The 25,263-nt window shown below is 38.1% G+C and carries 25 protein-coding genes and 1 riboswitch; of the genes, 18 read left to right on the top strand and 7 right to left on the bottom strand.

Annotated features, from left to right (window positions below; translation table 11 throughout):
* Positions 1 to 144 precede the first annotated feature (144 nt).
* From ACOZIR_RS13360 to ACOZIR_RS13375, 4 genes are read left to right on the top strand one after another with little or no spacing between them, the layout of a single operon-like run.
* Positions 145 to 831: a Yip1 family protein gene (locus tag ACOZIR_RS13360; RefSeq protein ID WP_045294073.1), complete on the top strand. Its 687-nt coding sequence runs from the start codon at positions 145 to 147 to the stop codon at positions 829 to 831.
* Entirely contained in the window at positions 832 to 1,962 is a 1,131-nt protein-coding gene (locus ACOZIR_RS13365; RefSeq protein WP_045294071.1) for an efflux RND transporter periplasmic adaptor subunit, read from the top strand.
* Complete coding sequence (locus ACOZIR_RS13370) at positions 1,959 to 2,648, top strand: ABC transporter ATP-binding protein (protein WP_045294070.1); 690 nt, start codon at positions 1,959 to 1,961, stop codon at positions 2,646 to 2,648. Before ACOZIR_RS13365 ends, ACOZIR_RS13370 begins: the two co-directional genes overlap by 4 nt.
* The gene (locus tag ACOZIR_RS13375; protein WP_045294069.1) at positions 2,645 to 3,841 is read left to right on the top strand and encodes an ABC transporter permease; all 1,197 of its coding nucleotides are present in this window, start codon (positions 2,645 to 2,647) and stop codon (positions 3,839 to 3,841) included. The genes ACOZIR_RS13370 and ACOZIR_RS13375 overlap by 4 nt, the downstream gene beginning before the upstream one ends.
* A gap of 69 nt (positions 3,842 to 3,910) precedes the next feature.
* On the opposite strand, the gene ACOZIR_RS13380 is transcribed toward ACOZIR_RS13375, so the two are convergent.
* The gene (locus ACOZIR_RS13380; RefSeq protein ID WP_375156307.1) at positions 3,911 to 4,897 is read right to left on the bottom strand and encodes a S8 family peptidase; all 987 of its coding nucleotides are present in this window, start codon (positions 4,895 to 4,897) and stop codon (positions 3,911 to 3,913) included.
* 353 nt (positions 4,898 to 5,250) lie between these two features.
* On the opposite strand from ACOZIR_RS13380, the gene folP reads away from it, so the two are divergent.
* The 3 genes from folP (at position 5,251) to ACOZIR_RS13395 (ending at position 7,783) form a co-directional block, all read left to right on the top strand.
* Positions 5,251 to 6,099, top strand: coding sequence for a dihydropteroate synthase (gene folP, locus ACOZIR_RS13385; RefSeq protein ID WP_080890220.1), 849 nt, complete (start codon positions 5,251 to 5,253; stop codon positions 6,097 to 6,099).
* A 119-nt stretch (positions 6,100 to 6,218) separates the two neighbouring features.
* Positions 6,219 to 7,352, top strand: a complete 1,134-nt coding sequence (locus ACOZIR_RS13390) for a zinc-dependent alcohol dehydrogenase (RefSeq protein WP_045294065.1) — start codon at positions 6,219 to 6,221, stop codon at positions 7,350 to 7,352.
* A gap of 236 nt (positions 7,353 to 7,588) precedes the next feature.
* Positions 7,589 to 7,783 carry a hypothetical protein gene (locus tag ACOZIR_RS13395; RefSeq protein WP_013055532.1) on the top strand — a complete coding sequence of 65 codons (195 nt, stop codon included), beginning with the start codon at positions 7,589 to 7,591 and terminating at the stop codon, positions 7,781 to 7,783.
* A 320-nt stretch (positions 7,784 to 8,103) separates the two neighbouring features.
* Here ACOZIR_RS13395 and ACOZIR_RS13400 read toward each other — a convergent pair whose 3' ends face one another.
* Positions 8,104 to 8,973: a LiaG family protein gene (locus ACOZIR_RS13400; RefSeq protein WP_310878261.1), complete on the bottom strand. Its 870-nt coding sequence runs from the start codon at positions 8,971 to 8,973 to the stop codon at positions 8,104 to 8,106.
* A 387-nt stretch (positions 8,974 to 9,360) separates the two neighbouring features.
* Positions 9,361 to 9,462, top strand: a riboswitch (purine riboswitch).
* Positions 9,463 to 9,599: 137 nt separating this feature from the next.
* Between ACOZIR_RS13400 and ACOZIR_RS13405 the strand changes: the two genes are divergently transcribed.
* From ACOZIR_RS13405 to bioA, 5 genes are all read left to right on the top strand, one after another.
* Positions 9,600 to 10,793: a NupC/NupG family nucleoside CNT transporter gene (locus tag ACOZIR_RS13405; protein WP_045294062.1), complete on the top strand. Its 1,194-nt coding sequence runs from the start codon at positions 9,600 to 9,602 to the stop codon at positions 10,791 to 10,793.
* 316 nt (positions 10,794 to 11,109) lie between these two features.
* Positions 11,110 to 12,546 carry an amino acid permease gene (locus ACOZIR_RS13410; protein WP_045294061.1) on the top strand — a complete coding sequence of 479 codons (1,437 nt, stop codon included), beginning with the start codon at positions 11,110 to 11,112 and terminating at the stop codon, positions 12,544 to 12,546.
* Between the two features lie 136 nt (positions 12,547 to 12,682).
* Positions 12,683 to 13,246 (top strand): biotin transporter BioY, encoded by a 564-nt coding sequence (locus ACOZIR_RS13415; RefSeq protein ID WP_045294059.1) that lies wholly within the window; start codon positions 12,683 to 12,685, stop codon positions 13,244 to 13,246.
* Positions 13,247 to 13,278: 32 nt separating this feature from the next.
* Positions 13,279 to 14,001 carry a dethiobiotin synthase gene (gene bioD / locus ACOZIR_RS13420; RefSeq protein ID WP_045294058.1) on the top strand — a complete coding sequence of 241 codons (723 nt, stop codon included), beginning with the start codon at positions 13,279 to 13,281 and terminating at the stop codon, positions 13,999 to 14,001.
* On the top strand, positions 13,982 to 15,355 hold the full coding sequence (gene bioA, locus ACOZIR_RS13425; protein ID WP_045294056.1) for an adenosylmethionine--8-amino-7-oxononanoate transaminase: 1,374 nt from the start codon (positions 13,982 to 13,984) through the stop codon (positions 15,353 to 15,355). Before bioD ends, bioA begins: the two co-directional genes overlap by 20 nt.
* Before the next feature lie 79 nt (positions 15,356 to 15,434).
* Here the strand turns inward: bioA and ACOZIR_RS13430 are convergent, their stop codons facing one another.
* Complete coding sequence (locus ACOZIR_RS13430) at positions 15,435 to 15,617, bottom strand: YolD-like family protein (protein ID WP_013081858.1); 183 nt, start codon at positions 15,615 to 15,617, stop codon at positions 15,435 to 15,437.
* A 383-nt stretch (positions 15,618 to 16,000) separates the two neighbouring features.
* On the opposite strand from ACOZIR_RS13430, the gene ACOZIR_RS13435 reads away from it, so the two are divergent.
* Together ACOZIR_RS13435 and ACOZIR_RS13440 are read left to right on the top strand one after the other, a co-directional pair.
* On the top strand, positions 16,001 to 16,666 hold the full coding sequence (locus ACOZIR_RS13435; protein WP_028412106.1) for a TerC family protein: 666 nt from the start codon (positions 16,001 to 16,003) through the stop codon (positions 16,664 to 16,666).
* Positions 16,667 to 16,800: 134 nt separating this feature from the next.
* The gene (locus ACOZIR_RS13440; RefSeq protein ID WP_169746692.1) at positions 16,801 to 16,938 is read left to right on the top strand and encodes a hypothetical protein; all 138 of its coding nucleotides are present in this window, start codon (positions 16,801 to 16,803) and stop codon (positions 16,936 to 16,938) included.
* Positions 16,939 to 17,013: 75 nt separating this feature from the next.
* Here the strand turns inward: ACOZIR_RS13440 and ACOZIR_RS13445 are convergent, their stop codons facing one another.
* Both ACOZIR_RS13445 and ACOZIR_RS13450 read right to left on the bottom strand, forming a co-directional pair.
* Positions 17,014 to 18,282, bottom strand: a complete 1,269-nt coding sequence (locus tag ACOZIR_RS13445; RefSeq protein ID WP_013055541.1) for a dicarboxylate/amino acid:cation symporter — start codon at positions 18,280 to 18,282, stop codon at positions 17,014 to 17,016.
* A gap of 145 nt (positions 18,283 to 18,427) precedes the next feature.
* The gene (locus tag ACOZIR_RS13450; RefSeq protein WP_310878257.1) at positions 18,428 to 19,486 is read right to left on the bottom strand and encodes a DctP family TRAP transporter solute-binding subunit; all 1,059 of its coding nucleotides are present in this window, start codon (positions 19,484 to 19,486) and stop codon (positions 18,428 to 18,430) included.
* A gap of 108 nt (positions 19,487 to 19,594) precedes the next feature.
* On the opposite strand from ACOZIR_RS13450, the gene ACOZIR_RS13455 reads away from it, so the two are divergent.
* The 4 genes from ACOZIR_RS13455 (at position 19,595) to gdh (ending at position 23,745) form a co-directional block, all read left to right on the top strand.
* Positions 19,595 to 21,163 carry an ATP-binding protein gene (locus ACOZIR_RS13455; protein ID WP_045294054.1) on the top strand — a complete coding sequence of 523 codons (1,569 nt, stop codon included), beginning with the start codon at positions 19,595 to 19,597 and terminating at the stop codon, positions 21,161 to 21,163.
* Between the two features lie 12 nt (positions 21,164 to 21,175).
* A complete protein-coding gene (locus ACOZIR_RS13460; protein ID WP_045294052.1) occupies positions 21,176 to 21,862 on the top strand; it encodes a response regulator in 687 nt (228 codons plus the stop codon).
* A gap of 219 nt (positions 21,863 to 22,081) precedes the next feature.
* Positions 22,082 to 22,942, top strand: coding sequence for a RhaT/GlcU family sugar-proton symporter (locus ACOZIR_RS13465; RefSeq protein ID WP_045294051.1), 861 nt, complete (start codon positions 22,082 to 22,084; stop codon positions 22,940 to 22,942).
* Positions 22,943 to 22,959: 17 nt separating this feature from the next.
* Positions 22,960 to 23,745 (top strand): glucose 1-dehydrogenase, encoded by a 786-nt coding sequence (gene gdh, locus ACOZIR_RS13470; protein WP_045294049.1) that lies wholly within the window; start codon positions 22,960 to 22,962, stop codon positions 23,743 to 23,745.
* Between the two features lie 32 nt (positions 23,746 to 23,777).
* Here gdh and ACOZIR_RS13475 read toward each other — a convergent pair whose 3' ends face one another.
* Together ACOZIR_RS13475 and ACOZIR_RS13480 are read right to left on the bottom strand one after the other, a co-directional pair.
* Positions 23,778 to 24,356 (bottom strand): ferric reductase-like transmembrane domain-containing protein, encoded by a 579-nt coding sequence (locus ACOZIR_RS13475; RefSeq protein ID WP_310878256.1) that lies wholly within the window; start codon positions 24,354 to 24,356, stop codon positions 23,778 to 23,780.
* Complete coding sequence (locus ACOZIR_RS13480; protein ID WP_045294046.1) at positions 24,331 to 25,254, bottom strand: FAD:protein FMN transferase; 924 nt, start codon at positions 25,252 to 25,254, stop codon at positions 24,331 to 24,333. The genes ACOZIR_RS13475 and ACOZIR_RS13480 overlap by 26 nt, the downstream gene beginning before the upstream one ends.
* Positions 25,255 to 25,263 lie beyond the last annotated feature (9 nt).

The following is a 25,263-nucleotide window of genomic DNA, read 5'->3' on the forward strand; positions in this document are numbered from 1 at the left end:
AATGTAAATTAATTTGTATAATTATGTTAGAATATTAGGTGTTTGAGAGTTTCGTAGAGAGCCGATTTTGCTAGAAGACTTTAAAAAGTAGTAAAAGACGGGTCTTAAGAGCTAATAACGAAACAAAATAAAAGGAGTTTGATTATGAGTACAGAAGTCAATGTATCTTCGGAAGTTCAAGAGAAAGGAAAGCCTTCTGTTTTTGGTTTTATTACGAGTCCGGTTGTACAGTTTGAGAAAATGAAAAGCAATCCGGTCATCTGGGGACCTCTTTTACTTATCCTCATCTTAACAGCTGCAACAACGATTCTAGCTGTCTATACTCCTCAGGCACAAGAGGCGCTGCAACAGCAAAAAGAAGCTGGCATTGAAGTGAATTCAACATTTAGTATGATTGGCGGAGCGATTGGAGGAGTTATTGCAGTAGTTGCTACACTGGCATTCACAAGTTTGATTCTGTTTTTAATTGCAAAGTTAGGAACTGGAAAAACAACGTACCGTCAAATGTTTAGCTTGAATTTATTTGTTACGTTCATTACAGCAATCGGTCAGCTAATTAATACAGGAGTCGCTGCACTAGCACACACTTCAGCGAATGTGACTTCGCTAAATGGAATGGTTGATGCTAAAGGTGCTATGGGAGGAGTATTTAATTCCATTGAAATCTTTTCTATCTGGGGACTTATTCTAACAGCAGTGGGACTACAAAAAGTGGCAAATGTATCAAAAGCTGTTTCTATTATTACAGTGATTATTTTATTCATCTTAGGAGCGGCTATTTCAGGAGTTGGAGGAGCTGTTTCAGAAGCGCTTAAAGGAGCAGGGTTGTAAATGAAAAAAGGAATAATTATTACAGCTGTAGCAGTTGTTATTGTTGCGGTGATTGGGATTAACGTATATCGTGCACAAAGTGTAAGTGGAAAAGCAGTCAATGTTCATGTAGCAAATATAAAGGAAAAAAAGTTAAGAAATACAGTTATGGTTCCGGGTACGTTAAAGCTTGCTGATGAACAATATGTCTATTTTGATGCTGAAAAAGGCGAGGTTGAACGATTTCACGTAACAGAAGGCTCTCGTGTACAGCAGGGAACCTCGCTTGTAACGTATGAAAGCGATGCGCTTGATTTAGAGCAAGAGCAAAATAAGTTAGAAAAAAAATCCAGTCAGCTGCAAATGGATTCCGTAAGCAAACAAATCTCAAATTTAAATAAAAAACGAAAAGAATTAGAAAAAGAAATGAGTAAACAAGAAGCGAGAGATCAAATCGACACAGAGCGTACGCAGCTCAATCTCGATTTAGAAACGGCTAAAATTGATTTAGAACGAAACAAACTAGAAGCCAAATCAATTGCTAAAAAAGAACGTAATTTAGATGTAGCGAGTGATATTAATGGGACGGTGCTAGAAGTAGATAAAGAAGCGGTTAATAACACAAGTGATGTTCAAAAACCGCTTATACATATTGGTAATACCGATGAATACTTAGCTACTGGTGTGCTGTCTGAGTACGATGCATTAAAAATTAAAACCGGTCAAGCTGTCAAAATTACATCGGATGTTTTGCCTGATAAAAAATGGGCAGGGAGCGTAAAACAAATTGACTATCTACCTCAGCAGCAGGCATCAGCAGAAGCCGGCAATGATGCGGCTAATCAATATCCGGTTGAAGTAAAAGTAGATGACCAAGATATCACGATGATTAAGCCGGGATTTAAGCTGCTGCTTGAAATTGAAACAAGCAGCAAAAAAGCTTCATCACTGCCGATAAAAGCAGTTGTAAATGAAGACGGAGAAAAATATGTATACGTAGTGAAAGATAAAAAGGCGGTTCGTAAGGAAGTAAAGATTGGAGAAACCACAAATAAATTTATTGAGATCAAAAGCGGCGTTTCTTCTAAAGACAAAGTCATTACAAATCCTTCAAAGGACTTAACTGACGGTGCGGAAGTGACTGTTCAATGATTGAACTTGTAAATATTCATAAAAGTTATCATCTGGGCAAAGAGGAAGTGCCGATTTTAAAAGATATTAATTTGAAGATTTATGACGGTGAGTTTGTTGCAATTATGGGTCCTTCTGGCTCCGGTAAATCAACGCTAATGAACATTATCGGGTGTTTAGACCGCGCTTCTTCAGGCTCCTACTTATTAAATGAACAAGAAATCTCCACTTACAGTGATGAGCAGCTGGCAAAAGTAAGAAATATTCATATCGGTTTTGTTTTTCAGCAATTTCAGCTGTTGCCGCGTTTAACAGCGGTAGAAAACGTAGAGCTTCCAATGGTATACGCCGGCGTCACGCGTAAGGAAAGAAGAGCCAGAGCAGAAGCTGCACTTGAAAAAGTAGGGCTGAGTGAACGGATGAAACATTTACCGAGCGAGCTATCCGGCGGGCAAAAGCAGCGCGTTGCTATTGCTCGTTCTATTGTAAATAATCCGACGCTTATTTTAGCAGATGAACCTACAGGAGCTCTAGATACAAAAACAAGTGCTGATATTATGGACCAATTTTCTCAGCTTAATGCAGATGGTACAACGGTTGTAGTCATTACCCATGAACCTGAAGTGGCAGAATACACATCGCGTACAGTTATCGTTCGTGACGGTAAAGTGCTAAGTCATAGCGATAAGGAGAACGATAGCTTATGAGTTTAATAGAAAATATTCGTATGGCTCTCTCTTCGGTTCTTGCTCATAAAATGCGCTCTATTTTGACGATGCTTGGTATTATCATTGGCGTAGCGGCTGTTATTATCGTTGTAGCCATTGGTCAAGGCGGAGAACAGATGATTAAGTCGGAAATAACAGGAGCAAGCAATACAGTTGATGTCTACTATCAGCCTCCTGAAGACGAGATGCAAGTTGATGACCTTTCAATGATGGGGGAGCCCATCTTTACAGAGGATGATATTAAAGCTCTTTCGACTATTCCCGGCGTGAAGAATGTGGTGGCTTCTAGCTCAATGGGAATGGGAATAAGATATAGAGACAAGGAATCAGATACGACTGTTAATGCAATTAATGAAGGGTATATTGAAGTTAATCAGCTGGAGGTTTCAAAAGGAAGAATGTTAGACAGCTCTGACTTTTTATCAGGTAATCGAGTAGGTGTGATCACAAACGATATGAAAAAAGAGCTGTTTGATAAAAAGGAAGCCCTTGGACAAGTAGTATGGGTTCAAGGACAGCCTATTAAAATTATTGGTGTGACAAAAAAGCCAACGGGCTTTTTAGCATTTGAAATGCCAACTATTTATATTCCAGATAATACGTATAAATCAAGCTTCGGTAAGCTTGACTATACAAACCTTAGCGTTCAAGCAAAAAGCTCTGATCAACTAAAAAAAGTAGGCAATGACGCAACGGATTTGTTAAATAATTTGCATGATGCGGAAGATGCTTACCAAGTGCAGAACTTAGAAGAAATAGCAGATAGCATTGGAAATGTAACGCGAATTATGACAACGATTATTGGATCGATTGCAGGCATTTCCCTGCTTGTTGGTGGGATTGGCGTTATGAATATTATGCTGGTTTCTGTAACGGAACGTACAAGAGAAATTGGTATTCGAAAAGCACTGGGAGCATCTAAAAGACAAATTCTAACTCAGTTTTTGATTGAATCCATTACCCTCACGTTAATTGGTGGCTTGCTTGGAATTGGTCTCGGCGCGGGCGGAGCAGCTCTTGTTTCGTTATTTGCTGGCTGGCCGTCATTAATTTCGTGGCAAGTAGTACTTGGAGGAGTGTTGTTCTCCATGACGATTGGCATTGTATTCGGCATGCTTCCTGCAAACAAAGCGGCCAAGCTAGATCCAATCGAAGCATTACGATATGAATAAAGACATGCGTTCGCATGTCTTTATTTCAAGTTAAAGAGAATTAAGAAGATTTCTCGTTTTTCTTATTTATTACTTACTAGGATTGATACGTGCTACGTTAATAATATCATGTATTTTCTCTACCAAATCGAGCATGAGAAATCCGTTTCCTTCAGAGCTTTTCCGGTATCCAAGAGGGAGCGTCCTTTTCACAAGTTGAGCATAGATTTCAGCTTCAATTAAAGAGCGGCCAAATTCTTTCTCACATAAGTTAATTAATAGAGCTAAAGCTCCGGCGACGTGGGGAGTTGCCATTGAAGTTCCTGAAAGAGTCGCATATTTACCTTCTAAAAAAGTAGAGATGATGTTAACACCCGGTGCCACTAAATCCACTTCTTCATTGACATTGGTAAAAGGAGCAAGATTTAAGCTGCTGTCCACTGCTCCTACTTGAATAACTTCGTTGTAACTTCCGGGATATGAATATTCAAAGGTTTCTTCGCGGTCGTCACCTTCATTTCCAGCCGCAACAACGACAGAAACATCTTTATTCACAGCATTTTGAACAGCTTCGTGCAGTTCTGGAACGTCTTGTGGTCCCCCGAGTGACATGGAAATAACTCGTGCTCGCTCATTGTTAGGACCGCGCCATTCGACGGCGTAGTTAATAGCGTCAATAATCCATTCATAATTTCCTGATCCTTCACCGGTAAGTACTTTTAAGCTTAGAATTTTTGCTTTGGGTGCCACCCCTACGACCCCTTCATTGTTGAGCGCAGCAGCAATGGTACCAGACACGTGAGTGCCGTGCCCATTATTATCTTCAAATACAGAAGAATCTCCGTCATAATCCGTAGTGAAGTTTCTTCCTCCGATAATACAATCTTTTAAGTCAGGATGATTTGTGTCAACACCAGTGTCGATAACTGCAATTACAATGCCTTCTCCTTGATTGCTTTGTTCCCAAATAGCAGGCGCTTGAATTAAGCTTACTCCTTTAGGCGTTTCGTTTGTTGAATCGATAATCGACTCAATTGTATAAGGAATTAATTTGACTTGTAACGGTTGTTGAGTCATAGTCATCCTCCTTAAAATGAATTCCATAAAAATGGAAGTTACTCACTTATAAATTCCCAACTATTGCTATAAATTAAACGCTTTTTATGCGAATCCTTTCTTTTTGAATAAAAAGACTCACAAAAGATGTGAGAAGAGGAAAAAAGACCCTGTAGATAAGCGCGACAGAGATTTTTAATGTTATCTGTGTATTCACTTTTAATGTTTATCTCACACTATAGAAGAAAGAAACTCCAAGAAAAATCACATAGGACCGGTGACTTTTGATATAATTACGAACGGTATGACATTCTCAAAATACATGATATTTATAAATATACATTAATTTGCAAATTACGAAGGGGCTGAGGATAGTGTCAACTTTAACGTCTCAATCCGTCATTAAATGTGGAAAGTATAAGCTGAATTATGCGAACCGTACGCTTATTATGGGGATTTTAAACGTAAACCCAGATTCATTTTCAGACGGCGGAAAATACTACGATGTAGATAAAGCAGTTGCTCATGCTGAGGAAATGGTAAAGCAAGGAGCAGACATCATTGATATCGGAGGAGAATCAACTCGTCCTGGTTATACAAGAATTAGCGATGAAGAAGAGATTAAAAGGATTGTGCCCGTTATTTCTGAAGTGGCGAAGCGTGTAGAGGTGCCGATTTCCGTAGATACATACAAATCGGAAGTGGCGAAGCATGCGCTAGAAGCAGGAGCACATATTATTAACGATATATGGGGGGCAAAGGCTGATCCTAAAATGGCTCAAGTGGCAGCTGATTATAATGTTCCCATTATTTTAATGCATAACCGTCATGAGCCCAACTATACAAATCTGATCACAGATATGATAAGTGATTTAAGAGAAAGCATCTCCATTGCAAAAGCTGCAGGAGTTCGCGACGATCAAATTATTTTAGATCCAGGCGTTGGCTTTGGAAAAACGGCTGCCCATAATGTAGAAGCAATTCAGCATCTAGATCAGTTGACGAATATGGGCTATCCGGTGCTGCTTGCTACTTCTCGCAAAGGATTTATTGGACAAATAGTCGATGCTCCTCCTACGGAAAGAATGGAAGGAACCGCAGCTACTGTATATGCTGGGATTGCACAAGGCGTTCAAATAGTTCGTGTTCATGACGTATTAGAAATCAAGCGCTTTGTAAAGATGGCAGATGTACTGGTAGGAAAACATGTCTTTCAGTTTTAATAATCATTAAAGCAGATGCGTAAGCGCTGCTTTTTTATTTTTACTTGATTTATCCGGATAGAATACATGCCTTTAGATAAATTTAAGTAGCATCAAGGTTTTAAAAATGGAGGGTAAAAATGAAAGCGGTAACGTATCAAGGACCTAATCAGGTAAAAGTAGCAGAAGTAGAAGATGCGAAGTTAGAGAAGAAAGATGACATTGTCATTAAAATAACGTCAACCGCTATTTGTGGTTCTGATCTGCATTTATATCAAGGAAGTATGCCATTGCCTCGCGGTTATATTATTGGTCATGAACCGATGGGAATTGTGGAAGAAGTAGGGCCAGATGTTACAAAAGTAAAAAAAGGAGATCGCGTTATTATTCCGTTTAACGTAGCGTGCGGACAGTGTGCGTACTGTAAGGATGATTTAACGAGCCAATGTGATAATTCTAATCCACATTATGATTCTGGGGGCTATTTTGGATATACTGAAAAGTTTGGAAATCACCCAGGAGGTCAAGCTGAATATTTAAAAGTGCCGTTTGGGAATTTCACACCGTTTGTGATTCCAGAATCGTGCGAATTAGAAGATGAATCGCTTCTTTTTTTATCAGATGTGCTTCCAACTGCTTATTGGAGTGTAGAGCATGCGGGTGTTAAAAAAGGAGATACCGTTATCGTACTCGGCTGCGGGCCAGTGGGGTTAATGGCTCAAAAGTTTGCTTGGATGAAAGGTGCCAAACGGGTTATCGCAGTAGATCATGTTCCATACCGAATGCAGCATGCAAAGAAAATGAATGCCGTAGAAACCTTTGATTTTACAGAATACCCAGATATGGGGGAGCATTTAAAAGAAATCACAAAAGGCGGAGCTGATGTGGTGATCGACTGTGTAGGTATGGATGGCAAAAAGTCGCCTCTTGAATACATTGAACAAAAACTAAAGCTTCAAGGCGGAACGCTCGGACCTATTCAAATTGCGACAAAAGCCGTTCGTAAATGTGGAACCGTCCAAATCACCGGGGTATACGGAAGCAACTATAACAGTTTTCCGTTAGGAGCATTTTTTTCTCGAAATGTAACTCTCAAAATGGGGCAAGCTCCTGTCATTCCGGTTATGCCGAAATTATATGATCAAATTGTAAAAGGAGAATTCGATCCAAAAGAAATTATTACTCATAAAGTGGCTTTAGAAGACGCGGCTAATGCCTACAAAATCTTTAATGATCATCAAGATAACTGCATTAAAGTCATTTTAAAACCCTAAAATGTCATGTCTATTAGGTGAAAATTCCTGAGCAGTGAAGCTCGGGAATTTTTTATGTATGTAAAGTGGTGGAGGAAAATAATGCCCGATTGGATGGTTGATTTTACATAATTTAGCTTTATGATAGAAAGAGAAGATATAACGCTTTCATATTCTGATTAAATTTTGCTGCTTAAAATGAATAACATCTTGGTATTCAGTCTTATTCAATCACCGAAATATGGAGGAGAGAATGAATGAAATTAGCATTGCTTCTTGTCATTATTATCGGCGTTGCTGCCCTTGCAGGTACGATCAGTGCTGCAAAGAAAGTAGATGAAGATTACGGGAAATCTAAAAAGAAAAGTATAGTGAATTTATCTATTATTTACGGAGTTGTATTCATAGGATCAATCGTAGGAGTAGCATGGTATATTGCAGTGAGACCATAAATAAAGAGATTGAGACATGACTAAATGAACCGAACCTAAAGACGAACAAATGAGATACATGAGTTGGACTGCTTATGACACCGCAGTTGATTTCTGTGCATCCGCGGGCGGCCGCTGAGTCTCCTCGTCGCTTGCGCTCGTGCGGGGGCTCACCTGTTCCGCTTTTACCACAGGAGTCTTCGCCTTGTCCTTCAATCATCTGCTAGAAAAAACGAAACAGATAAAACGATGTTCACCACAACAAAAAACAAACCATTAATCAACGTGGTGATTAATGGTTTGTTTTGCAATTGGGTTAAAATACTTTTGTCCCAGCCTCTTTATTTTGATTCCAAGGTTAATTCTCCGCTTGAAACAGCTATATCGATCGAATATTTTCCATTTCCGTGCTTTCCTTTTAATACATCTTCCGTTACGGTTGCATTGCTTAACTTAAAGTCATTGTTAATGTCACCGCTGCTTACTTTTCCATTCACTTTAAAACCAGCACTTTTCGGAAGAACCAGCACGGCATCTCCAGATCCTACATCTACAGAAACGGCTTCTTCTAGCTTTTTAAAATCCATATAGAGATCACCAGATCCAATGCGCGCCTGAAGTTTCCCTTTATAGTTTGTTCCTTTAATTTCCCCAGAGCCTACAGCAAATTTAGCCGTTTTGGTCTCGACATTACTCAGCTGTAAATCTCCAGAATTAACATCTGTACGAAGAGAGGTACTCATCAAGTTTGAAATGCTTGCATTTCCAGAACCTACTTTAATCGAAACATCTTTCAGCTGAAGCGCTTGTTCAGGATGCGTAGCAACTTGAAGGTCCCCAGAACCTACCGTAAGCGCAAGGTTATGGTGATAATCTTTAGGAATGTAGATTGTTACTTTTGTGTTTGAAAAAATAGAAAGCCATTGAAAGGGACTTTTTTGATACGCGACAACTAGGGTGTCTCCATTTTGTTTTACATCCACTTTTCCTTTGCCTTCTACTTTTGTTTTAATATCTTGACGATCTTGTGGAACCACAGTTGTACTAATGCTTGGAGAGTCAATTTGAATATGCTGAATATCACTTGATAACGCAGCTTCAGACTTGGACGTCTTGAATGAGCTTAACGACCAAGAGGAAGGTGCAAATGCAGTAGAAAAGAGGACTGCCATACCACCTATTACTAAAATAAAAGCCAATATTTTTTTCAAATTATAACCCGCTTTCTACATAAATTAAATTTGTTTTCTTCTACCATAAAGTGTAAATTGAAAAGAGGTTAAATTCAACGAACAGCAGGATTATTTTTTTCTACGTCTCAAGTCGTAACAACAAAACATTTTTTTGAGGAATTAAATGAAAAGCGAAGTGGATATTTAAACATAATCATTAAAGAATCAATTTTTTTGCTTCAAAAATAGGAAAATAATTGAGTTGAAAGAACGATTAAATTCACTTTTTTTGTGTAATTTTTGGTTAAATAGTTCAAAAGAAGTAATAAATAAATAGAATTTTCATACCAATTTTATTATTCCGAAAAACTTTTAAAGTGTTGATTATTAAAAAAATAAAGGGTAGAATTTGTTCATATCAATTGAATACAGCTAAGATTACGATCTTGTATATTATCAGTAATATGGTCTGATAGTCTCTACCTAGTAACCGTAAAAAACTAGACTACAAGAAAGTTTGGATATAAGCAGCAAAAAGAAGGGCGTATTATCTAGATACAGCCTTCTTTCAAAGCTCTTACTTTTCATACTTTCTGTTATTGTCAGAATTTATGAAAAGTAAGAGCTTTTTTTGGTTTTCAAATACACACCTGGGAGTGGCTTGCATGTACTTTTTATTAAATTTATTAGGCGTTTTTGTAGTAATGGGTGTTGTCTTCTTATGTTCTCCTAAAAAGAAAGAAATAAAGTGGCGTCCCATTGCTTCACTGTTGGTCGTTGAAGTCCTCATTACTTGGTTTATGTTAGGAACTTCAATCGGAACATGGATCATTAATAAAATTGCTTCGTTCTTTACTTGGCTAATTTCCTGTGCTAACGATGGAATTGCTTTTGCGTTCCCATCCGTAATGGGAAATGAAACGGTTGACTTTTTCTTCAGTGCATTACTGCCTATCATCTTTGTCGTGACATTTTTTGATATTTTATCTTACTTTGGTGTTTTAACGTGGATTATTGATAAAGTAGGCTGGGTCATTTCGAAAGTTTCACGTTTGCCTAAATTAGAAAGCTTTTTTGCTATTCAAATGATGTTTTTAGGAAATACGGAAGCATTGGCGGTTATTCGTAATCAACTTTCTGTGTTAAAAGACAACCGTTTGCTTACGTTTGGAATTATGAGTATGAGCAGTATTAGCGGATCTATTATCGGTGCTTATTTAACAATGGTTCCCGCTACGTACGTGTTTACAGCAATTCCACTGAACTGTTTAAATGCGCTTATTTTAGTGAGCTTGTTGAATCCAGTTCATGTTACAAAAGAGGAAGATATGATTTACGTACCGCCAAAGTCGGAGAAAAAAGACTTTTTCTCTACCATTTCAAACAGTATGTTAGTCGGAATGAACATGGTAATTGTTATTTTAGCGATGGTTATTGGATATGTAGCTCTTACATCTGCGCTTAACGGTATTTTAGGTGTTATTGTAGACGGCTTGACTGTGCAAAAGATTTTCTCTTATATCTTTAGTCCATTTGCATTCTTACTAGGGCTAACGGGGCATGATGCCATGTACGTAGCTCAGCTGATGGGTATCAAGCTAGCAACAAATGAATTCGTGGCGATGATGGATTTGAAGAAAAATCTAGATACACTTCCACCGCATACGATTGCAGTTGCTACAACATTCTTAACATCTTTTGCTAACTTCAGTACGGTAGGTATGATTTATGGGACGTATAATTCTACGTTATCAGAAGGTAAATCAACGATTATCGGAAAGAACGTATGGAAACTGCTTGTGAGCGGTATCGCTGTTTCGTTATTAAGTGCTATGATTGTTGGATTGTTTGTTTGGTAAAAAGTTAAAAAAAGCTGTGCTTTCATCTTCGAAAGCACAGCTTTTTTCTTATTGCATCATCTATTCATTTGAAGAAAAACGGTTATGAATATCAACAGTAAAAGAAAATCACACTATTCAAGAAAAATTCATTTTACTTTTGCAGAAAAACATTTTAAATCTAGTCAGCATTATGTTAAGATTACAAAAGACTGTTTCATTTAAATTGAGAACACCGCATAAATATGTAAGTAAATATGCATATAAAACAAAGGTTTATTAATTTTTTTCTAGGTAATATCTCGTAATAAATAGGTTGAAAGGAAATGTCGTTAATATGATAGAAGGACAACAGCAAACAAATGAATTAAAAAAGACGATGAAAAGCAGACATTTGTTTATGATTTCGCTCGGCGGAGTTATCGGTACAGGTTTCTTTTTAGGAACAGGATACACGATTAGCCAAGCAGGAGCGATTGGAGCGATCCTTTCGTTTATCGTAGGTGGCTTCATTATGTACTTAACAATGCTTTGCTTAGGGGAGCTTGCAGTAGCAATGCCAGTTTCCGGTTCGTTTCAGACATATACAACAAAATTTATTGGCCCTGGCGTTGGTTTTGCTTTTGGGTGGTTATATTGGTTGGGCTGGGCTGTAACGGTTGCATTAGAATTTTTGTCAGCAGGTCAGCTTATGCAAAGATGGTTTCCTGATTCTCCGGTATGGATTTGGTGTGCTATATTTGCGCTTTTATTATTCTCATTAAATGCACTGTCAGCTAAAGCGTTTGGTGAAGCGGAGTTTTGGTTTGCCAGCATTAAAGTGTTAGCTATTATTTTATTTATCGTGCTTGGTGGAGCTGCTATGTTTGGTTTTCTTCCATTAAGCAGTGGAGACAGCGCGCCGTTTTTCTCTAACTATACGTCTCACGGCGTGTTCCCTCACGGAATTAGTGCCGTGCTGATTACGATGATTACCGTTAACTTCTCGTTCCAAGGTACGGAGCTTATTGGTGTAGCGGCTGGGGAAAGTGAAAACCCAGACAAGACTGTACCAAGAGCCATTAAACAAACGGTATGGAGAACACTTGTATTTTTTGTATTAGCTGTAGCTGTTTTAGCGGGTATGATTCCGCTTGAAAAAGCAGGCGTAGTGGAAAGTCCATTTGTTGTTGTGTTTGATCAAATTGGTATTCCATATGCAGCCGATATTATGAACTTTGTTATCCTAACGGCACTGCTATCTGTTGCTAACTCTGGTCTTTATGCAGCAACGCGTATGCTGTATTCATTATCAAAAGATAACATGGCAAGTTCAGCTTTTATGAAAGTAAATAAACGCGGTGTGCCGATGAATGCCTTGCTTTTAACATTAGGCATTGCGCTTTTATCTTTACTTTCAGGATTCTTTGCTCAAGAAACAGTATTTGTATGGCTTATTTCTGCAGCGGGTTTAGGTGCACAAATCGGCTGGATTACGATTGCTGCATCACTGCTTGCATTTAGAAAAAGATATATAAATCAAGGAGGACAAATCGAGGATTTAAAATTTAAAGTCCCTCTTTACCCGATGCTGCCTTTAATCGCATTAGTATTAAATACAATTGTATTGGGAAGCATGGCATTTGATGCAGAACAGCGAATGGCACTGTATGTCGGTATTCCACTAGCGCTGCTGTTTTATGCTTATTATCATGCACGTGTAAAAAAGAAAGTTGATTTATCTATCAGCCGTCAAGAAGTGCAGCTTAAAGACGACAAAAAAGTAATTTTATAAAATCAAAAAGACGCAAAAGCCCAGGTTTTTGCGTCTTTTTTTATTGTTTATTTGTAAACTTAAAATAAAATAAAGTTGACAAATAAAAAGAAATTATTGCAAACTTAAAGCAGCGAAAAGAGAAAGGAGGGTGAATATGAAACCGAAAACAATGGCGTATGTTTCCTTATTTGCAGCTTTAACGGCGATCGGTGCATTTATAAAAATTCCTATTCCCTACATACCGTTTACTCTTCAAATTGTTCCTGTTTATTTAGCCGGTGCGCTGTTAGGTCCGCGTTTAGGTTTGTATAGTCAGCTATGCTACATAGGTATTGGGTTAATCGGTGTTCCGGTTTTTGCAGAAGGAGGAGGTTTGGGCTATATCTTCAAACCAACGTTTGGCTATTTAATTGGCTATGCTGCAGGGGCATTTATGAACGGCTACCTTATTCAAAAATATGACTTAAAGAAACCTTTTTCTATCTTTTCAGCTAACTTATCTACGTTAGCTATTGTGTATGCAGTCGGCTGCTTCTGGCTTTACGGAGCAATGAAATGGATAATTGAAAAGCCTCTTTCACTGAGGGATACACTTCTTTTTGGAGCTGTTTTGCCAATGCCTGGAGACCTTTTATTGTGCATTTTATGTTCAGTGCTGATTCACCGAATGCAGCCTCAATTTAGTCGCTTGTCATTAAAGCAGGTTAAAGCAGGGTAATGAAGACATAGAAAAAAAGGAGAGAAAAGAAAATGGGCAAAGCGTATTTTATTACGGGAACTGGAACAGATATTGGAAAAACCCTGGTTACAAGTATTTTGTATAAAGTACTTGGTCGTCTAGGAATAAAAACGACAATTTGCAAACCATTTCAAACCGGCTATCAAGACGAAATTGGAGGTTATCCAGATATTCACTGGTTTGAAACAAGGCTTGGAGTAGCAGATACGGGTATTTATCAGTTAAAGCCGGAGACGTCTCCTCATTTGGCTATTGCACTGAGCAACAAGCAAGTGGAGCCTTCAATCGTCTTAACACGCATTAATGAATTAAAAAAGAAATTTGATGTAGTGCTCGTGGAAGGAGCGGGAGGTCTTGCCGTACCTTTAATTGAGGAGGAAACAACGTTTTATATGACAAAAGATTTGATCATAGATGCACAAATGCCGGTTATTGCTGTTGGAACGACGGGATTAGGAGCTATTCATGATGCGCTTTCTACCTTTTCATATGCAAGTGAGCATCACCTTAAAATCAACGGACTCATTTTTAATCGTTTTAATCACAGCAGTATCATTCATAACGACAATGTTCGAACGATTGAAAAGCTGCTTCAAATATCATCTTTAATGACCGTTCCAGTATTCACACATATCGATGAAGAGTTAGATGCATATATTGAGAAAATCATGAGGCAAAAAAGTGTTATTCAACATATTCAGGAGGTGTTTGACTGTGCCGTATCAAAAAGTTGAGCTGGAGAAATGGGATAAAGAATATGTATGGCATCCGTTTACACAAATGAAAGCTTACCGTCAATCGAATCCTCTTATTATTGAAAGAGGAGAAGGAAGCTATTTATATGATGTAGAGGGAAACAAATATTTAGATGGATACGCTTCTCTATGGGTCAACGTGCATGGACATAATGATCCGGAATTAAATACAGCTTTACATATACAAGTGGAAAGATTAGCGCATTCTACGCTGCTTGGATCGGCAAACGTTCCATCCATTTTGTTAGCCAAAAAGCTAGCGGAAATTACTCCTGGCAGCTTATCGAAAGTCTTCTACTCTGATACAGGCTCCGCCGCTGTTGAAATTGCGTTGAAAATTGCCTATCAATATTGGCAAAATCTCGACTCTGTAAAGTACAAAAACAAAAGTAAATTTATCTCATTGAATGAGGCATATCACGGAGATACAATCGGGGCAGTCAGTGTAGGAGGCATGGATTTATTTCATCGTATCTTTAAGCCGTTGCTGTTTGAACGAATTCCCACACCTTCTCCTTACACTTACCGTATGGACGGGTTCGAAACCGAAGAGCAAGCTTCAGCTTACTGTATTCAACAGCTAGAGAAGCTCTTGCAGAACAACGGAGAAGAAGTAGCCGGCTTGATTATTGAACCGCTTGTGCAAGGAGCAGCGGGTATTATTACCCATCCTCCCGGCTTTTTAAAACAAGTAGAGCGGCTGTGCAAAGCGTACGGGGTATTGCTCATTTGTGATGAAGTAGCGGTTGGGTTTGGACGAACAGGAACGATGTTTGCATGTGAACAAGAAGACGTAGTACCAGACATTATGTGTGTAGGAAAAGGGATAACAGGAGGATATATGCCGCTTGCTGCTACGTTAACAAGCGAAAAGATATTTAATGCTTTTTTAGCTCATCCGGATGAAAATAAAACGTTCTTCCATGGCCATACGTATACGGGAAATCAATTAGCCTGTGCAGTAGCGCTTAGAAATATTGAACTGATAGAAGAAAGAGAATTAATCCGTAGTATAAAAGAAAAGGAAAAAGTGTTTAAACGCTATCTATTAAAGCTTTATGACCTGCCTAATGTGGGAGACATTAGACAACGAGGTTTAATGGCAGGAATCGAGATTGTGAAAGACCGTCAAACAAAATCGATTTTTGAAGATAAAAAAGTCGTTGGAGACATTATTTTAGCGGCTCGCCAAAAAGGTTTAATTATTAGAGAGCTAGGTCCTGTGATTACAATGATGCCTATTCTTTCAATGGCGGAGGAAGAATTAAAAACAATGGTTGAAATTGTATATGAATCAATTAAAGAAGTGATCGCACGCTATAAAGTGAGCTAAATAAAAAGAGGCTGGGACAAAAGTATTTTATTTAGCTTAAAGAAGATCCGAACGATGAATCGTTCGGATCTTTTTTCAATCAATAAATATTTTTAATACTTGATAGTCGAAGTGATCGCACATGCTGATTTTCATCTTTTAATAGCAGAGTTTGTTCGAGCAAGTTTAAGTTTTGAATATAACCTTTGACCGTTTGAACAAAACCGTTGTTTTGGTAGTTAATAGTTAGTAATTTATTCGTTTTTAATGCTTTTAAAATCATACCTGTTTTCTCCCTTCTTATATCGTAGCTGACGAAAAACTACAAAATAACGAAGAAGCATTGGAGGCTTGTATTATTTATAAAAAGTACTCTATTTTTTATAAATGCTCTCCTTCTACTAATAGTAGAGGATGATGGTGAAAAACAGATGAAAGATAAAGAATAAGGTTTGATTTATTGTAATGAACTGACTTTTCCTTTACAAATACCTATTTCAAATTTCTTTTTAGTGATAAAATACTGTTAGTGAAATAACTACTTCTTTTCATTAAAGGGTAAGAACGGGTTATAGGTTATATTGATAGAGTTTTAGTTCTCTATTTCTAGTAATGAAATAAGAGATAGAGAAATAGACTAATAAAAATCAATCAAGGAGTTTTTTTATGGATCAGAGTTTTATTTTAAATCTTTTAGAAATTTTACTGATTAACATTGTACTGAGTGGCGATAACGCAGTCGTGATTGCTTTAGCTTGTCGGAATCTTCCGGACGAGCATCGAAACAAAGCGGTTGTTTTCGGTACATTAGGAGCGGTTGTATTACGTGTAGGGCTAACGTTTGTCGCTGTATATTTATTAACAATCCCATTTTTAAATTTCATCGGAGGCCTGCTTCTTCTATGGATTGCGATTAGTCTTTTAAAAGGTGAAGATGACGGAGATATTAAAGCGAATTCAACTCTAGCAGGTGCTATTAAAACAATTATTATAGCGGATCTTGTTATGAGTTTAGATAACGTAGTGGCGGTTGCGGGTGCGGCTAACGGCAGTATTCTACTCATTATCCTTGGTCTTGTTATCAGCATTCCGTTAATCATTTGGGGAAGTCAGCTTTTAATGAAAATCATGGAAAAATTCCCGATTATCATCATTGCCGGAGCAGCGCTTCTTGGCTATACTGCTGGTGAAATGATCTTTAAAGACAAAGCGGTAGGACATGTATTAGAAGGATTAAATCCGCATTTGCATACAATTGTTCCTATTTTGTTAGCTATTTTAGTTGTTGTCGTTGGGAAACTTAGCGGACGTTCTAAAAAAGAAACGCATTAATCCTAAAAAAGAGGTTGGGACAAAAGTGTTTAAGATGAAGTGAAAAACGAACCACTAATCAAAATGTTTGATTAGTGGTTCGTTTTTTGGTTGGGGGTGAACGTAGGCTTCATTTGTTTAGATCCTTCTAGCAGTTGATTGGAGGACAAGGCGGAGACTCCTGCGGGAAAAGCGGAACAGATGAGACCCCGCAGGAGCGTACGCGACGAGGAGGCTCATCGGCCGCCCGCGGAAAGCGAAGTCTTGTACGGAAATCAACTGCGGTGTCATAAGCGGTTCAGCTCATGTATCCCATTTATTCGTCTTTAGATTGGATTCATCTCGCTATGTCTCAACCTCTTTTTTTATTACTTAGCTAATGGAGGTGCAGAATTAACGTCTTGTATCGTCTCTACAGGAGGATGAAATTCATTTTCCATTTTTGATACAACTACAGTTGCTACACCATTTCCAATTAAGTTCGTAATGGCACGAGCTTCCGACATGAAGCGGTCTACACCAATTAACAGCGCGATTCCTTCAACTGGAATCATCGGGAATGCAGCAAGCGTAGCTGCTAGTGTAATAAATCCAGAGCCAGTAACTCCGGCAGCTCCTTTAGACGTTAGCATTAAAATACCAAGTAGCGTAATCTCTTGCATTAACGACAGGTCGACTCCATACGCTTGAGCGATAAAGATAGCAGCCATGGATAAGTAGATTGCTGTTCCATCTAGATTAAATGAGTAGCCAGTTGGAATGACAAGTCCTACTACAGATTTTGAACATCCGTACTTCTCCATTTTGTCCATCATTTTTGGCAGTGCAGATTCCGAAGAAGACGTACCTAATACAAGTAGAATTTCTTCCTTAATAAAAGCAATGAATTTAAAAATATTAAATCCATAAATCTTAGCAATGGTTCCAAGTACAAATACGATAAATAAGAACATAGTAATGTAAACAGATCCCATTAAGAAACCGAGTTTTTGAAGAGAGCCTATTCCAAAGTTACCGATCGTATAAGCCATCGCTCCAAACGCCGCAATAGGTGAAAGTTTCATAATCATATTAACAATTCCAAAGAAAATATCTGTACAGCGTTCAAAGAATGTAATGACAGGAGCCGCTTTTTCGCCAAGTGTAGCTGTAGCCATTCCAAATAGTACGGCAAAGAATAAGATTGGCAATAATTCACCATTTGCCATTGCGCCAAATACGCTGTCTGGAATAATTCCCATGATAAACTCCATAAAGCCATGCTCCGCTTCAGCTGCTTGCTGCGTATATTGAGTAACATCAGCTCCGCTTGCGCCGTTGATATTAAAGCCAGCCCCTGGTTTGATAAAGTTTACAACGATAATTCCAATTGCTAAGGCAAAAGTAGTGACAATCTCAAAGTATAAAAGAGCTTTACCTCCAATTCGTCCCACTTTCTTTAAATCTCCCATGCTTCCGATACCGATGACCACTGTTAAGAAAATAATTGGGGCAATCACCATCTTAATTAATTTAATGAAGATATCAGCCAATACTTTTAATTTAGCTCCAAATTCAGGAAACATGAAGCCAATTGCAATACCAAGAAGGATACCGATAACAACTTGAACAGTTAGATTTTTAAAACTTAATTTCATACGTAATGCTCCTTTCGAGAATGTTTTTGTTAACGCTTACATTATCCTTATCCTTATATTAACTGATAATTTTAACTATTTATATTTCTGGTGATAATGTTCTTTTTGGTCATTTTGGTCAAAAAAAGTGATGAACATATAGTCATCACTTTTGGCTTTCGATATTCTTTATTTGCTCAATGATATCAAGCGTTTGTTTTGTTGCATTGTTTTCAAACGATTGATAAAGAGAGGTAAACTGCTTTTTCCATTCGGCTTTCTGTGTATCATTTAAGTAATAAACGCGCATGCCAGATTTATTTTTTATTTGCTGCAGCTGTTTATCGTTCATCATTTTTGATTGATTCCAAATCCAGTTAGTTGTTTCTACCATTGCATCACTTAATAGTTGTTTTACATCTTCAGGGAGTCTGTCCCAATACTTTTCATCCATTAAAACAGCATAGCCTAAGTATCCATGGTTGCTGATGGTCATATATTTTTGCAGCTCGTACAAACGTTTTGAATAAATATTAGAAATGGTGTTTTCCTGACCATCAAATTCCTGTCGTTCAAGGGATTGATATACTTTATTAAACGAGACAGCCTGAGGCTTGGCGCCAAGAAGTTCGAATTGTTTTTTGATTACTTCACTTGGCATAATGCGAAACGTTTGACCTTGAAAATCTGCTGGATGGAGCAAAGGTTTTGTATTGCTAGTCATTTGTTTAAAGCCGTTGCTCCATAAAGCAAGCCCTTTAATGTTTTTCTCTTGCAGCGTACTCAACAAATCCTGTCCGATTTTGCCCGTAAACACTTGTTTTGCCTCGCTGTAATCATCGAAAATGAAGGGAAGATCAAAAAGTTGCCACGTAGGGGAGAGGTCGCTTAGCTTTGAAATGGAAGGTGCAATCATTTGTACATCATTTCGGCGAAGGGCGGCAAGTTCTTCGTCGTCTGAATACAATACACCGTTTGAATATACTTCAATTTTAACTTTACCATCCGATTTTTGATTAACGATTTCAGCAAATTTTTGAGCGGCTAAGCCTTTTGGAGTGTTTTCAGCTACAACATGGCTAAAATTAATCACAATTTGTTTATTTAATCCTTTTTGCTCATCATCATGATACACATTATCCTGATTTATAACCGTATACTGCAAAAAAACATAGATCATTAAGAAAACGCTAACAATGATACTTGCCCCTATAAACATCTTCAAAATGTCCAACCCCGCGATTCAATAATTTTTCTCTACGAATATTCTAACACGCAATTTCTCAACGTGGTAAAATTAAAATAAACTTCAATCAGCAGTAGGTGTTCCGCTATGATGCGCTTATCAATGCAAACGAAAATGACGGGGTTAATCTTTTTTATCGTGGTCTTTTCGTTGTTTTTAGCAAGTATTGTCGTGATTAATAATTTTGTGCAGTCAAAAGAAAATGATTTAGAGCAAAGGGCTTTAATCACTTCGAGAACAGTTGCTGAAATGCCTGAAATTCGAGAAAAAATTGAAAAAGATAGCAAGAACATTAATCAAATTGTAGAGCCGATTCGCATTATTCACGGTGCTTATTATGTAGTGGTTATGAATATGAATCATGAACGTTTGTCTCACCCTTTGCAAAGCATGATTGGAAAAATTTCTAAAGGAGATGATGAGGGACAGGCGTTTGCAGAACATACCTATACCGATAAAGCAAAAGGAGAAGGCGGAATGGTCATTCGCTCTTTTGTGCCCGTTGTAAACGATCAGCATGAACAAGTAGGAGTGGTTGTCTCAGGCTATCTTCTTCCGAAATTTACAGAGGTCATTTTAAGTTTAAAAAAAGAAATCTCTCTTATCTCAGGTCTTGCTCTTTTTTTTGGAGGATGGGGAGCGTGGGCGCTTGCATCTCGTATTAAAAAAGAGATGTTTGAGCTTGAACCCCATGAAATTGCCCGTTTGTTCGTAGAACGAACGGAGACCTTTAATGCCATGCATGAAGGAGTCATTGCCATTGATAAAGAGGAGAACATCACTATTTTTAATCATAAAGCGAAAATTATGATGGATGTACCCGATGAGGTAATTGGAAAAAAGATCTATGATGTGATTCCAGATACAAGACTGCCAGAAATTCTGCAGCTTAATCAGCCTGTTTATAATCGAGAGCTTCAAGTTCGAAATTTGAATATTTTAAGCAATCGTGTGCCGATTAAGGTTAATAATCACACAGTCGGTGCGGTCGCTATTTTTCAAGACAGAACAGAAGTTAAAAAATTAGCTGAAGAGCTAACAGGAGTTAAATCATTTGTAAGCGCTCTTAGAGTTCAAAACCATGAATACATGAATAAACTTCATACGATTGCAGGACTTATCCAACTTGGAAATAAGGACAAGGCTCTGCAGTACGTTTTTCAAGTGTCTGAACAGCAAGAAGAGCTCACCCAATTTCTTCATAAACATATTAAAGATGAAAGTATATCGGGGTTGCTGTTGAGTAAAGTCAGCCGTGCCAAAGAACTTGGAATTGAGTTAGCTATCGATCGCCACAGCGAGCTTCACTCATTTCCTCCTTACTTAGATCATCATGATTTTGTGATTATTATTGGTAACTTAATTGAGAACGCTTTTGATTCGTATCAGCATATGGAGCGTCGTGAACGGAAGGTCTATATAAGTATGGAACAAAATGACGGCATTCTTTCTATATTAGTTGAAGATAACGGATGTGGCATGAATGAAGATCAAGTAGACAGAATCTTTGATGAAGGTTTTTCAACCAAAGCAAAGGAAAATAGAGGAATTGGTTTGCATTTAGTAAAACAAATTGTTGAAAAAGGAAACGGTCAGATCGAAGTAGAGTCAGAATTAGATGTTGGAACGACTTTTATCATTACATTCTTTTTATAGGGGGAGTGGGAAATGAATAAAAAAGAATGGACGGTGCTTCTCATAGAAGACGATCCTATGGTACAAGAAGTGAACCGCCAATTTATTGAACAAGTTGAAGGATTCATCGTTATCGCTGCAGCTTCGAATGGTTTAGAAGGTATACAGCTCATTAAACAGCATCAGCCTGATTTAACGATTATTGATATGTACATGCCTAGTCAAGATGGCCTAACCACCTTACAGCAAATTCGATCAAATGGCTATAAAACAGACGTGATAGCAGTTACGGCTGCAAGTGATATTGAAACCGTACGAAAAGTTCTTCAGTACGGCGCGGTGGATTATATTATGAAACCGTTCAAGTTTGAACGAATGAAGCAAGCGCTTGAGCAGTATCGTTCGTTTCAAGTTAAAATAAGTCAAAAAGAACATATTACTCAGTCTGAATTAGATTCTATGCTGTTTCAGCAATTCGAAGAAAAATCCGATTTGCTTCCAAAAGGGCTAAATGCGGTTACGTTAAGGAGGATACAACAATATCTTTCCAAACAAAATCATCCGATTTCTGCTGAAGAAGTGGCGGACGGCGTAGGAATTGCGCGTGTTACGGCAAGAAGGTATTTAGAGTTTTTAGAACAGGAAAACGAGCTGAAATTATCAGTTGAATACGGCAGAGTGGGGAGACCTATTAACCGCTATATGTTAAAAATAAATTAAATCATACAGAACAGCTTTTATTTGGAAAAGCTGTTTTTTTGCGTTAGAAAGTATATCTTTTTCTCTCCTAGAACAAATTAAGGTATACAGTTTTCGCTATCCAAAGAATATTTCGTGCAGTCATTAATTCATAAAATGTCCCTGAGAAAGGATTAATGGCGGAAAAATTGGGGAATATGCACTTTGACATTTAATTTTAGCACAGGAAGGTTTTGAAACATGGACATATTGTTAGCTGTCTTACCAGCCATATTTTGGGGAAGCATTGTGCTTTTCAATGTGAAACTAGGCGGAGGACCTTATAGCCAAACGCTTGGAACCACATTAGGAGCTTTGATTTTCTCCATCGGTATTTATATTTTTGTACACCCTACGCTTACACCTTTAATCTTTGGGGTTGGAGTTGTATCGGGGCTATTTTGGGCAGTTGGACAAAGTAATCAGCTGAAAAGTATTGATTTAATTGGAGTTTCTAAAACAATGCCTATTTCAACTGGGCTTCAGTTAGTTTCCACTTCATTATTTGGAGTAATTGTGTTTCACGAGTGGTCTACAAAAACTTCAATCATTCTTGGTGTGCTCGCTCTTATCTTTATTATTGTAGGGATTGTTTTAACATCACTTCAAAGCAAAGAAGAGAAAGAGGCTGGAGAAGGAAAAGGAAACTTCAAAAAAGGAATTGTTATTTTATTAATTTCAACCGTTGGTTATTTAGTTTATGTTGTAGTAGCCCGTCTATTTAATGTAGACGGATGGTCGGCTTTGTTACCTCAAGCAATTGGTATGGTTATTGGAGGAGTATTGCTGACGTTTAAGCATAAGCCATTTAATAAATATGCAATTCGCAATATTATCCCAGGTCTTATTTGGGCCGCTGGTAATATGTTTTTATTCATCTCGCAACCTAAAGTAGGCGTAGCGACAAGCTTTTCGCTTTCTCAAATGGGAATCGTCATTTCAACATTAGGCGGGATCATCATTTTAGGTGAGAAGAAAACGAAGCGTCAGTTAGTTGGGATTATTATTGGAATTATACTGATCATCATAGCAGGAGTCATGTTAGGGCTCGCCAAAAGCTAACTAGGAGGGTATTAACAATGTATAAAGATTTAGAAGGAAAAGTAGTTGTCATAACGGGCTCATCTACAGGTTTAGGAAAAGCAATGGCGATTCGTTTTGCGACAGAAAAAGCCAAAGTAGTTGTGAATTATCGTTCTAAAGAAGAGGAAGCTAACAGCGTTTTAGAAGAAATTAAAAAAGTTGGCGGAGAAGCAATTGCTGTCAAAGGTGATGTAACAGTTGAGTCTGACGTTATCAATTTAGTTCAATCTGCTATTAAAGAATTTGGAAAGCTCGACGTTATGATTAATAACGCAGGGTTAGAAAATCCGGTTTCATCTCATGAAATGCCTTTAAGCGATTGGAATAAAGTCATTGATACGAACTTAACGGGAGCATTCTTAGGCAGCCGTGAAGCGATTAAATATTTTGTAGAAAATGATGTTAAGGGAACAGTTATTAACATGTCAAGTGTTCACGAGAAAATTCCTTGGCCATTATTTGTTCATTACGCGGCAAGTAAAGGCGGTATGAAGCTCATGACTGAAACACTTGCATTAGAATACGCTCCAAAAGGTATTCGTGTAAATAACATTGGACCGGGAGCGATTAATACACCGATTAACGCTGAGAAATTTGCTGATCCTGAGCAGCGTGCAGATGTAGAAAGCATGATTCCAATGGGATACATCGGAGAGCCGGAAGAAATTGCAGCGGTTGCTGCATGGCTAGCTTCTTCAGAGGCAAGTTATGTAACAGGGATTACGCTCTTTGCTGACGGCGGTATGACACAGTACCCATCATTCCAAGCAGGACGCGGATAAGGAAAAACGCACTCTATAATAGAGTGCGTTTTTTAGTTTTCCTGAGCTTTTTTTTGGTTCTTAGGAGCTGACTGGTGTTGAATTCGCAAAAAAAGCAAAATTAAAACGATGCAGCCAGTGATGTTGTACATCCCGAGAATAAGCGGCTGCTGTGTATCTGTTCCAGAAGAAATGCCGTGATACAGTGCTAGCAAATAGCCTGAAAAAGCAAGAAAATGAATGGCTTTCCATGTTTTTCTCCTAAGCTGTTTTATAAAGTCGGATGTACTAATTAGTACGAATAAAATGTAGAGTGAAATAGTACCGAGACCTGTGCTAATTGGTTTGTAATCGGAAGTGAACGGAATTAAAATGTCAGAAAGTGAAAAATGAATAGATTGATCAAATGATAAAACAAGTCCGTGAATCATGCCAAATAATAACCCGAACCACCCTGATGATTGATGAACCAGCAAAAGCTGTTTTTTTCGTTTTGGTTTAAAAAACGAAAAGCTGTGAGAAATGCCAGCGGCAACTGATACAAACATTAGTAAATAAGAAGTTAAGCCGGCTGCCCGAATGGTATTCCAAACGAGAAAGTGGGCACTAAATTGCGCGAGGAGAGTAGCCATAATGGTATACCTGACCTTTCACATGTTTTTCGATTAACACCCTGCCTTCTTTTGTAACCGCAATTACCTCTAAAGAAGGGTGATGCATTTTAGCTAATCTTAATCCAGCGTCCCATCCGAGAATAAGCATGCATTTTGCATAGACTTCAGAAACGGTCAAGTCTTCTGAAACAACCGTTACTTGCAGAAGCTCTGATGAACTAGGCTTGCTAATTCTGCCGTCAATAATATGATGGTGAGTGTGTCCGTTGACTTTCCACAATCGCTTGCCCACACTGCTTGTAGCAATGCCGCTGTTACTCTTTACTTTAATGCTCATGAGATTTTTGGATGAATGGAATGGATGAGACAGAGCAATGGACCAGTTCTTGCTAGCAGGCCCCCACGTTACAATATCACCGCCTCCATCGATTGCTCCAAGTGAAGTTCCTTTTTTCTTTAATTGATTCGCCATTTGCTGAATGCTCCAACCTTTGGCGATTCCGCCTAAATCCAGACCGACATTAGAAGCAAGCTGAATACTTCTCATTCCTTTATGAATCATGATAGGATTGACAGCATCAAAAGCTGCTACTTCTTGAGGAAGCTGGTTGTTAGGCAGTTGTTCAAAGCTTTGGTCATATCCTAGAGTTTGAATAGAATGATACAGAAATGGGTTGAAAATTCCGTTTGTCTCATTGTAATAGTAAGAGGCTGTTTTTACAGCTTCATACAACATTTTTGACGGTAAAAATAATCTTCCGTTCAGTGAATTAAGCTGTGAAAGCTCGCTTGTTGGAAGAAAGCGGCTTAGGGTTTCTTCTACAAGATAACACCAGCTCTCCACTTTTTTAATTACAGGTGCTTCCAGCTGATATACATTAAATTCGGTATTCATCGCTTTAAATGAGTAGCTCATTACATCACA

This window comes from Priestia sp. D3YE.R1, from assembly GCF_049199565.1.
Taxonomy (GTDB): Bacteria; Bacillota; Bacilli; order Bacillales; family Bacillaceae_H; genus Priestia; species Priestia aryabhattai.